This window comes from Flavobacterium sp. UBA4854, assembly GCF_002399805.1.
GTDB classification, from domain to species: Bacteria; Bacteroidota; Bacteroidia; order Flavobacteriales; family Flavobacteriaceae; genus Flavobacterium; species Flavobacterium ginsengisoli.
In genome coordinates this window covers 2,127-11,517 of sequence record NZ_DHEI01000065.1, presented here as the reverse complement: position 1 = coordinate 11,517, position 9,391 = coordinate 2,127, and the positions used below count along the sequence as shown (strand labels likewise).

At 33.0% G+C, this 9,391-nt stretch carries 9 protein-coding genes and 1 pseudogene; all 10 read left to right on the top strand.

Going from position 1 to position 9,391, the window contains the following annotated elements; translation table 11 throughout:
* Window positions 1–1,149, top strand: a pseudogene (locus B3J44_RS09350) (SusC/RagA family TonB-linked outer membrane protein); the annotation flags it as partial.
* A gap of 11 nt (window positions 1,150–1,160) precedes the next feature.
* Complete coding sequence (locus B3J44_RS09345) at window positions 1,161–2,480, top strand: RagB/SusD family nutrient uptake outer membrane protein (protein WP_286968009.1); 1,320 nt, start codon at window positions 1,161–1,163, stop codon at window positions 2,478–2,480.
* 147 nt (window positions 2,481–2,627) lie between these two features.
* The gene (locus B3J44_RS09340; protein WP_286968007.1) at window positions 2,628–3,392 is read left to right on the top strand and encodes a LytR/AlgR family response regulator transcription factor; all 765 of its coding nucleotides are present in this window, start codon (window positions 2,628–2,630) and stop codon (window positions 3,390–3,392) included.
* A 225-nt stretch (window positions 3,393–3,617) separates the two neighbouring features.
* Window positions 3,618–4,202, top strand: a complete 585-nt coding sequence (locus B3J44_RS09335; RefSeq protein ID WP_198856400.1) for an NUMOD4 domain-containing protein — start codon at window positions 3,618–3,620, stop codon at window positions 4,200–4,202.
* A gap of 200 nt (window positions 4,203–4,402) precedes the next feature.
* Window positions 4,403–5,791, top strand: coding sequence for a dihydrolipoyl dehydrogenase (gene lpdA, locus B3J44_RS09330; RefSeq protein WP_278020931.1), 1,389 nt, complete (start codon window positions 4,403–4,405; stop codon window positions 5,789–5,791).
* 497 nt (window positions 5,792–6,288) lie between these two features.
* Complete coding sequence (locus tag B3J44_RS09325; RefSeq protein ID WP_286968004.1) at window positions 6,289–6,480, top strand: SymE family type I addiction module toxin; 192 nt, start codon at window positions 6,289–6,291, stop codon at window positions 6,478–6,480.
* Window positions 6,481–6,543: 63 nt separating this feature from the next.
* The gene (locus B3J44_RS09320) at window positions 6,544–7,293 is read left to right on the top strand and encodes a DUF2314 domain-containing protein (protein WP_286968003.1); all 750 of its coding nucleotides are present in this window, start codon (window positions 6,544–6,546) and stop codon (window positions 7,291–7,293) included.
* Window positions 7,294–7,458: 165 nt separating this feature from the next.
* Window positions 7,459–7,962: a TPM domain-containing protein gene (locus B3J44_RS09315; RefSeq protein ID WP_286968001.1), complete on the top strand. Its 504-nt coding sequence runs from the start codon at window positions 7,459–7,461 to the stop codon at window positions 7,960–7,962.
* Between the two features lie 131 nt (window positions 7,963–8,093).
* Window positions 8,094–8,528: a GNAT family N-acetyltransferase gene (locus tag B3J44_RS09310; protein ID WP_286967999.1), complete on the top strand. Its 435-nt coding sequence runs from the start codon at window positions 8,094–8,096 to the stop codon at window positions 8,526–8,528.
* Between the two features lie 198 nt (window positions 8,529–8,726).
* A partial coding sequence (locus B3J44_RS09305; RefSeq protein WP_286967997.1) for a DUF4919 domain-containing protein occupies window positions 8,727–9,391 on the top strand: 665 nt, incomplete at its 3' end.

Below are 9,391 nucleotides of genomic sequence, written 5' to 3'. Positions count from 1 at the left end.
GTAATGGGAAATAACAAAATAACAACTATTTTACCAGGAACAACAGAACCAACAATCGTTGTTATAAGTCCACCAAACGATAAATTACGTTGGGAAAAAACACAGAATACCAACTTTGGTTTAGATTTAGGATTATTCAATAACCGAATTAGCATTATTACAGATGCTTACGGAAGAAAAAGTTCTGATTTAATTGGTTCGAGATCTTTACCATTAGAAAATGGTTTTGAGTATACAAACATGAACTGGGCGCAAGTAAGCAACAAAGGTTATGAAATCTCTATTGCCACAAAGAACATTAACCGTCCTAATTTTAAATGGACAACAAACATCAACTTTGCACACAACAAAAGTAATGTTGACCGTTTAGAAATTCGTGACAACACTTATACGCCAAACCAAGAAGGTCATGCTGTAAATGCTGTTTTTGGGTTTAAAACAAACGGAATCGACGAAAACGGTTATCCATTATTTGTAAACAAAAAAGGAGAAACGGTAAATGCGCAAACTTTCTTTGGTTTATTTGATCCTTATGCAGACTTTTTCCCTGGAGAATTTGCACAATCAAGTTTAACAGCAGCAGAGTTCAGAGATTTATTTGTTTATTTAGGAGACAGAGACCCGAAATTTACTGGAGGTATTACCAACACATTCAAGATAAGCAATTTTGATTTCACAGTTGCGGCAGCTTTCAATTTAAAACAAACGGTGGTTAAAACACCTCCTTACAACGGAACACAAGTTGATAGAGGACAAAACTATAGTACAGATATTTTAAATGCTTGGTCACCAACAAATACCTCTTCTAATTTACCAGGAATTACAAGTAAAGATTCTGGAACAGGAGATTCTTATTTAGCTTATTTATGGTTCTCTGGAGGAAATCAGATACCAACATACAACTATTTAGACACATGGGTTAGCGAAATGAGCTATATGAGATTAAGTAGTATGCGTTTAGGATATACACTTCCTAAAGCGTTCACAGATCAAATTAATATTCAAAGTATCAGATTAAATGTTGAAGCGAGAAACCTATTTGTAGTAGGTTCAGATTTCAAAGGATATTTTGATCCTGAAACATACGGAAGCATTTATGCACAGCCAGTTCCTAGATCATTTACTATAGGATGTAATGTAACTTTCTAATTCAATTAAAGATGAAAAAATTCTCAAAATATATATTCCTTTTCGTTGCATCAATTGCTGTAAGCAGTTGCGATGAATATCTGGATGTTACTCCTATCGGAAAAGTGATTCCAGAAACTTTACCACAATATCGTGCTGTTTTAACGACAGGCTACTCGATATATCCACAACACAAAGCCTTAACGTCTATGCGTACAGACGAATTGGTTTTAAATGAAGATAGTGACCGAACTGTTTCTTACAGAGACATTCACATCTGGAAGGATACAAACCCAGATCAGTATACCAAATTTTTTCCTTACGACCAACTATACTCTATTATTTTCTATACGAATGTAGTAATCAATGAAGCTTCCAAAAAACTGGATGCTTCTCCTGAAAAAGATCAATTAATTGGAGAAGCTTATGCACTTAGAGCTTTAGCTTATTTTGACTTGGTAAATCTTTTTGGAAAAACATACAATGCGGCAACAGCTGCTTCAGACAAATCAGTTCCATTAGCTTTAGAAATCGACTTAGAGCAAGCTTTTGTTCCGCAAACTGTCGAAGTTATTTACAACCAGATTATTTCAGATGCTAATCAAGCTGAAAAATTAATCAATGTAAGTTCTCAAGCTAAAGGTTTAAACTATCGTTTTTCTAAAGTTGCTTTGTATGGCTTACAAAGCAGAATTTATCTTTATCAACAGCAATGGCAAAAATCTTTAGATGCTGCCAACAAAGCGCTTGCAATAAACAGCAATCTGGTTAATCTAAATTCGACTTCTGTTATTCCAACAAAGTTTGATGCTGCAGAATCTATTTTAGCTATAGAACCTGGATATACTACCGACATTATGGAATCTTCTTTTGCATCTCCAGAGTTGATTAATGCATATAGCAAAACGACAGATTTGCGTTTTCCTCTTTACTTTTCAACTAGCGGAAGCAATTACAGAATTGAAAAAGGAAGATTCGACGAGAACAAATGCACGATCAGAACTTCTGAGTTGTATTTGACAAAAGCGGAAACATCTGTAAAACTGAACAATATCTCAGATGCTAAAAGAACTGTTTTAAGTTTTGTAAAAAACAGATACTCTGCAGCAGGATACACACAGCTTGAAAGCCAAATAAACGCTATGAATGCTGCAGATCTAACCAACTTTATTTTGGCAGAAAGACAACGTGAATTTGTTGTTGAAGGTCAGCGTTGGTTTGATTTAAGAAGAACAACACAAAAACAGATTGTTCATACTCTAAAAGGGCAAAATTATACTTTGATACAAAATGATCCGCGTTATACTCTTATTTACCCAGCAAACGCGAGATTGAACAATCCCAATCTATAATACACCTATTGTTTTTTTTAAAAGGTCCAGTTTTCATAGCTGGGCCTTTTTTTTACACAAATTCATGCAACAAATTACACTCTTTTTTGCGAATACGAATTACTGATTTTATCTTTGCAGTATAATTGGTTATAAATTTCGAAAAAAATGAAAATTGCCATTGTCGAAGACGAACATCTTGCTTCTAGCTATCTAAAATCGATTTTAGAACAGCAAGACGTTTTATCGATTACCGCAATCACTGTTTTAAAATCTGTAAAAGAAGCTGTTGTTTTTTTTAAAGAAAACAAAGTAGATCTTGCATTTATGGACATTCATTTGGGTGACGGGAAAAGTCTCGAAATCTTCGAAAAAACCACTATCTCCTGCCCTGTTATTTTTATCACAGCTTACGATTCTTATGCTATTTCAGTTTTCAAGCATTTTACAATCGATTATCTTTTAAAACCATTTGAAGAAGAAGAATTATTAGAAGCGCTTCAGAAATTCAAAAAAATAAAAGATAATTTCAACAGCGATTCTACGCTTCAATCTTTGGTAGCAATAGAAAATCCTGAAAGCAGTAAAATCCAGCATCATTTCTTGGTAAATCATGGCTATAAAATGATTTCTATTAGCGAAAATGAAATCACTTATTTTACAGCAACAGGAAAACATTTATTTATTCATATAAAATCAGGAAACAGCTACTTGTACAATAATACCTTAACTGATATTATAAACAATTTAGATCCTTTCAATTTCTTTAAAATAAATCGAAAATATATTGTGACTCGAAACAGTATAAAAGAAGTTGTAAAACACTCCAATCAGAAAGTAGAATTGATTTTGAATGTTCCTCCAGCCGAATCTGAGGCAATTTTTATCAGTAAAAAAGAAATCAATAATTTCAAAAATTGGCTAGATCAATAATTTAATAATTATTTAGCTATAAATTAATGTTGGTTTCCTAAATTAAAAAACTGCAGTATTCACAAATTGTGATTTAAAATCCGACTAAAAACTGTCAAAAACACTTTAAAACGTTAAATTAGCGTTATAGAAATCATAAAATTGACCTTTCACAATCAGTTACATAGCAGAAATTTTTTGTTTATTCTTTATCTTTGAGAGTATAGAAATCAAATGTAAAAGACAATGCCACAAAATAGATTTTATCCTGATGAAAAATTCAAAGAAATAGAAATAAATGCCTCATTGCAACTAAGATACGCCATTTCAAACAGAGGTAGATTGATAAGTTTTACTGATGAAATTGAAAACGGAAGGATCTTAAAAGGAGGTTTAAGCGACGGATATCCAACTTTCCGTTTTAAAGTTAAAAAAGACGATAAAATCGTAAATAAATATCTCTTCTTATACAAACTCGTTGCCCAATATTTTATTCCGAAAGATTCTGAAGATCAGACATATGTTCTGCACTTAGATTATAACAGAGCAAACGATGATGAGCGCAATCTACGTTGGGCTACAAAACAAGAAATGATGGCACATAGCCGTAAAAGTCCGCGTGTTATTCAGGCAAAAAAGAACTTAATTGAGCACAATCTAAAAGCTGACGGCCGAAAATTAACCACTACAAAAGTGATGCTAATTAAAAAAATCCTTGCAAGACCAGAACAAAAAACACGTCTTAAAATGATTGCAAAACAGTTTGGAGTAAGCGAAATGCAAATTAGAAGAATTGCCAGCGGAGAAAACTGGGGACATGTAAAAGTTTAATGGTGATTGTAAAATGTTAAAGGTAAAATGTGAGATGTATGATATTGAAATCAACATTTCACATTTTACTTTTTTACAACTTACCTTTTTTTAAAATAAATCCTTAAATTCGCAATCACAAATAACAAAAGAAGAAATCGAAAGATGAGTTTCGGAAATACAAACTTCATTTTCGATAGTTAATACTAAAAACAAAAAAAATGAAATACGACGTTATTGTTTTAGGAAGTGGTCCTGGAGGATATGTAACAGCGATTAGAGCTTCTCAATTAGGCTTTAAAGTAGCTGTAGTAGAAAAAGAAAATCTTGGTGGAGTTTGCCTTAACTGGGGATGTATTCCAACAAAAGCGCTTTTAAAATCTGCTCAGGTTTTTGATTACCTTAAACACGCTTCTGACTACGGATTGAAAGTTTCTGAATTTGATAAAGATTTCCCTGCAGTTATTCAACGTAGCCGTGGTGTTGCCGAAGGAATGAGCAAAGGAGTTCAATTCTTGATGAAAAAAAACAAAATTGACGTTATTGAAGGTTTTGGAAAACTAAAACCAGGAAAAAAACTTGACGTTACTGATAAAGATAATAAAGTTACAGAATACAGCGCTGACCACATTATCATCGCAACTGGTGCTCGTTCTCGTGAGTTACCAAACTTACCTCAAGATGGTGTAAAAGTAATTGGATACCGTCAGGCAATGACTTTGCCAACACAGCCAAAATCTATGATCATTGTAGGTTCTGGAGCAATTGGAGTGGAGTTCGCTCATTTCTACAACTCAATGGGAACAGACGTTACTATCGTAGAATTTATGCCAAATGTAGTTCCTGTAGAAGACGAAGATATCTCAAAACAATTTGAGCGTTCTTTGAAAAAATCAGGAATTAAAGTAATGACTAACTCATCTGTTGAGCGTATTGACACAACTGGTGCAGGAGTTAAAGCTTTTGTTAAAACTGCAAAAGGAGAAGAAGTTCTTGAAGCTGACATCGTACTTTCGGCAGTTGGAATTAAAACAAACATTGAAAACATCGGGTTAGAAGAAGTTGGTATTGCTGTTGACAGAGATAAAATCTTAGTAAACGCTTACAACGAAACTAACATTCCAGGATACTACGCAATTGGAGACGTTACTCCAGGTCAAGCTTTAGCTCACGTTGCTTCTGCTGAAGGTATCAACTGTGTGGAGAAAATTAAAGGTTTACACGTTGAGCCAATCGATTACGGAAACGTTCCTGGTTGTACTTATGCAACTCCAGAAATCGCTTCTGTTGGTTTAACTGAAAAACAAGCTAAAGAAAAAGGTTACGAATTAAAAATTGGTAAATTCCCATTCTCAGCTTCTGGAAAAGCAAAAGCTGCTGGAAATGCTGACGGATTCGTAAAAGTAATCTTCGATGCTAAATATGGAGAATGGTTAGGATGCCACATGATTGGTGCTGGTGTTACAGATATGATTGCAGAAGCAGTTGTAGCTCGTAAACTAGAAACTACAGGTCACGAAATCCTTAAATCTATCCACCCTCACCCAACAATGAGCGAGGCTGTTATGGAAGCTGTTGCTGATGCTTACGGCGAAGTAATTCACTTGTAAAAATATACCGTTTTACGGTTATATATAATTTTTCAATTTATAAAATCCGATTTGTGAAAACAGATCGGATTTTTTTATGCCTATAGCTTTGTCATTTCGACCGAAGAGAGAAATCACACTAGAAATTCTACAAAGTAAATCGCTAATCTTTGTCATTTCGACCGAGGGGAGAAATCACACTAGAAATTCGACAAAGTTAATCGCCGATCTTTGTCATTTCGACGTAAGGAGAAATCTTCGCAAGCAGCTCGACAAAGATTAGCAAAAATCATTGCTAATAACTTTACTTTGCGCAGTTTCTCGCGAAGATTTCTCCCTACGTCGAAATGACAATACTTTGTCTTAAAAATCAGATTTAAACATTGAAAATTATTTAATAAAAATCCTTTTGTCATATTTTAAGTTGACAACATTCTTAACTATTTATTAGAGATTTGATTAATCATAACACCTTGTCCCGAAGAATTGCTTTTGAAGGCAATATTAAAAATCAACAAATGAAAAACTCAAGAAAACTTAAAATACACAGCAAATATCAAACAAGAACTTTCAAATACATTACAATTCCATCAATAAAACTAGAAGGAAAATGGCTTGAAAAAATTGGATTTGAGAAAGGAAAAATGGTAATTGTGGAACAAAAGAAAAATAAACTCACAATTACCCTAGAAAAAATTAAAAATCAATAAATAACATTTCTCTTCAGGTAATAAAAAGCTTACTTTTATAAATCAATATAAACAAGCATTGTTATGGAAGAAACAAAAATATTCTACGCCGACGGAGAAAATCCAAAAATGATCGAAGCTTACAAAAGAGCGCAAGAAACATTCAAATACTTCTGGAGAGAATTATCTTGGGAATACCGAAGAATAGTTCCAGGTTTAGATGTCGCTTGTGTAAAACTAGCTTTTACTCAAGAAATAGACGACGAAACTATCGTAGAACACATGTGGATTAACGACGTAAACTTTGACGGCGAAACGATATACGGAATTTTAGTAAATGATCCCAACGAATTGACGAATGTAAATAATGGAGACGAAATCGCAATTCCAATTAATCAAATTAGTGATTGGTTATTTGCAATAAATGGTAAGACTTATGGAGCATTTACAATTCATGCAATGCGTTCAGAAATGAGCGACAAAGAAAGAGAAGATCATGATGAAGCGTGGGGATTAGAATTTGGTGATTTTAATGATATTTTAGTGGTAAACGAACAAAAAGAGAAACCAGAAAATCTAATTGAACATCCAATGAGCAAAAACATGAAAGAAAGTCTCATTGAATTCTTAAAAAACAATCCAGAAGAAATAGAAGCTCAAGACGATTTGGGTTATACTTTTTTACATCGCGAAGCTATTGCCGGAAATCAAACTTCTGTAGAGCTCATTTTAAAAGCAGGAGCAAATGTAGATGCAAAAACCAATAACGGAAAAACAGCTTTAGATTTTGCCAAAGAACTCAAATGGGATCACTTAATTCCTGTACTTCAATAGAAAATCTTAGAACCCGATTTGCAAAAGCAAGTCGGGCTTTTTATTTAAGAAGTTGCTTTTCAAAATGAATATTTTTTCATTTCAAAATCAAAACTAATCTTTTTTTAGATGGTTTAAAATAAAGAATATACTACTTTTGCTGCACCAAATCTAACCTGCAACAGAATGAAAAAATTATTCTTTACGCTACTATTATTATCTTCAGTTCTTTTGTCTGCCCAAACAAAAAACGATACTGATTTTGCTTCACGTTTAAAAAGCACTTTTTCTCAATCTACAGACTGTGTTAACGACTTCGAAAAAATACTAAAACCAGAAGAACTTAAGGCTTTAAACACTACTCTAAACAATTTTGAAAAAAAATACCTTTACAAAATTGTTATTATAACAACTCCTTCTATAGAACCATTTCAATCATTTGAAGAGTTTGCAACCGATTTAGATCAATTTTTATCAAAAGACCCAAGATTAGATCCTACCCTTTTAATTGTTGTTAGCAAAACATTGAGACAGATTCAGCTTTTAAGTGTCGATTTTATAAAATACAAGTTAAATACAGAAGACACTCAAAACATAATCAGCACCTATTCTATTCCTGAGCTTAAAAAAGGAAACTACTATAAAGCGCTAGAGCAGGCTTCAAATGAGCTTATAAAAAAGCTACAATAATAAATAATTCAAAATCCGATTTGTGCAAACAGGTCGGATTTTTTTATCTATATTGTCTACTTCCAGCAGAATTCTAAAAATAATTTAAAAGACAATTTCTGCAATTGAAGAACAGTAAATTAAAATTAGAAATGATACGCATAATAGAAGCCCAAAATAGTGATCTGCCACATTTAAGAAAGCTTTTTCTAAATGAAAGACGGCGCACATTTGCCGACCAAGACATTTCTCAATTCAAGTTAGAAGATTTTGACAAGCAAACTCAAGGAGAATATATTTTAATTGCACATGTAGACAATATCCCAATTGGATTTATTTCGATCTGGATGCCCAACAATTTTATCCATCATCTTTATGTTGACCATAAACATCAAGGACAAAATATAGGAACCGAATTATTAAAAGCTGCAATTTCTAAAACCAATTTTCCGCTTACTTTAAAATGTGTTGAAAACAATAGTAAAGCAATTCATTTTTACCTAAAAAAAGGATTTGTAGAAAAATCAAGAGGAAATTCTAGCAACGGAAGTTATATTTTATTTGAATTAACCAAAGATGTAAAATAACCGTAAATGCAAAACATATGCGTTTTATTTGGGCGTGTCCCTCCGGGTCAGGCTGTCCGCTATATCTTTTATGGCAAACCCTGCCATAAAAGGATGCCGCTCCCATCCTTCACTCATTGGTTTTCATAAGAACACTTTTGTTCTAATATAATTTGTATTTTAGTAAGATCAGAACTACAACCAAAAACATTCTAAATCATGCTAAAACAATTTTTTATCCTTTTCATTTTTTGTTTCGGAATCCAATTGCATTCACAAGAAACTGGTTTTACGACACCAGATTATAAAGTCATTGAAAAAGAAATAAGCGACAAAAATTCAAAGTTTTTCTATCCCAAATTAATGGACAGACTCACGAAGAACGACACTCTTTTAACGCATGATGAATACCGCCATTTGTATCTTGGTTATTTTTTTCAGCCCAAATACAATGCTTTCTGGAAATCTCCAGACGACGAAAAGCTCCAAGCTTATTACAATAAAGAAAAACTCGAAACCACCGATTACGATGCCATTATCAAACTAATCAATCATTCTTTAAACGATTTCCCTTTCGACTTACAGCAACTTAATTTTCTAGCCTATATTTATCACTTAAAAGGCGATGAAACCAGTGCAAAAATTGCCTCTTTTAGATTTCATAGTATCATGAATGTTATTCTTTCTTCTGGCGACGGTAAAAAATGCGAAACTGGTTTTCACGTACTAATGGTCGATCACGAATATATTCTCCTCAGCCTTTTTGAAATTGAATCGAAAGGACAATCACTTGTTGATAATTGTGATTATTTAAGCTTTGAAAAAGGTGCTTACAATGTTGATGGCATCTATTTCAATATCGAAAAAATGCTCGAAAACGAAAG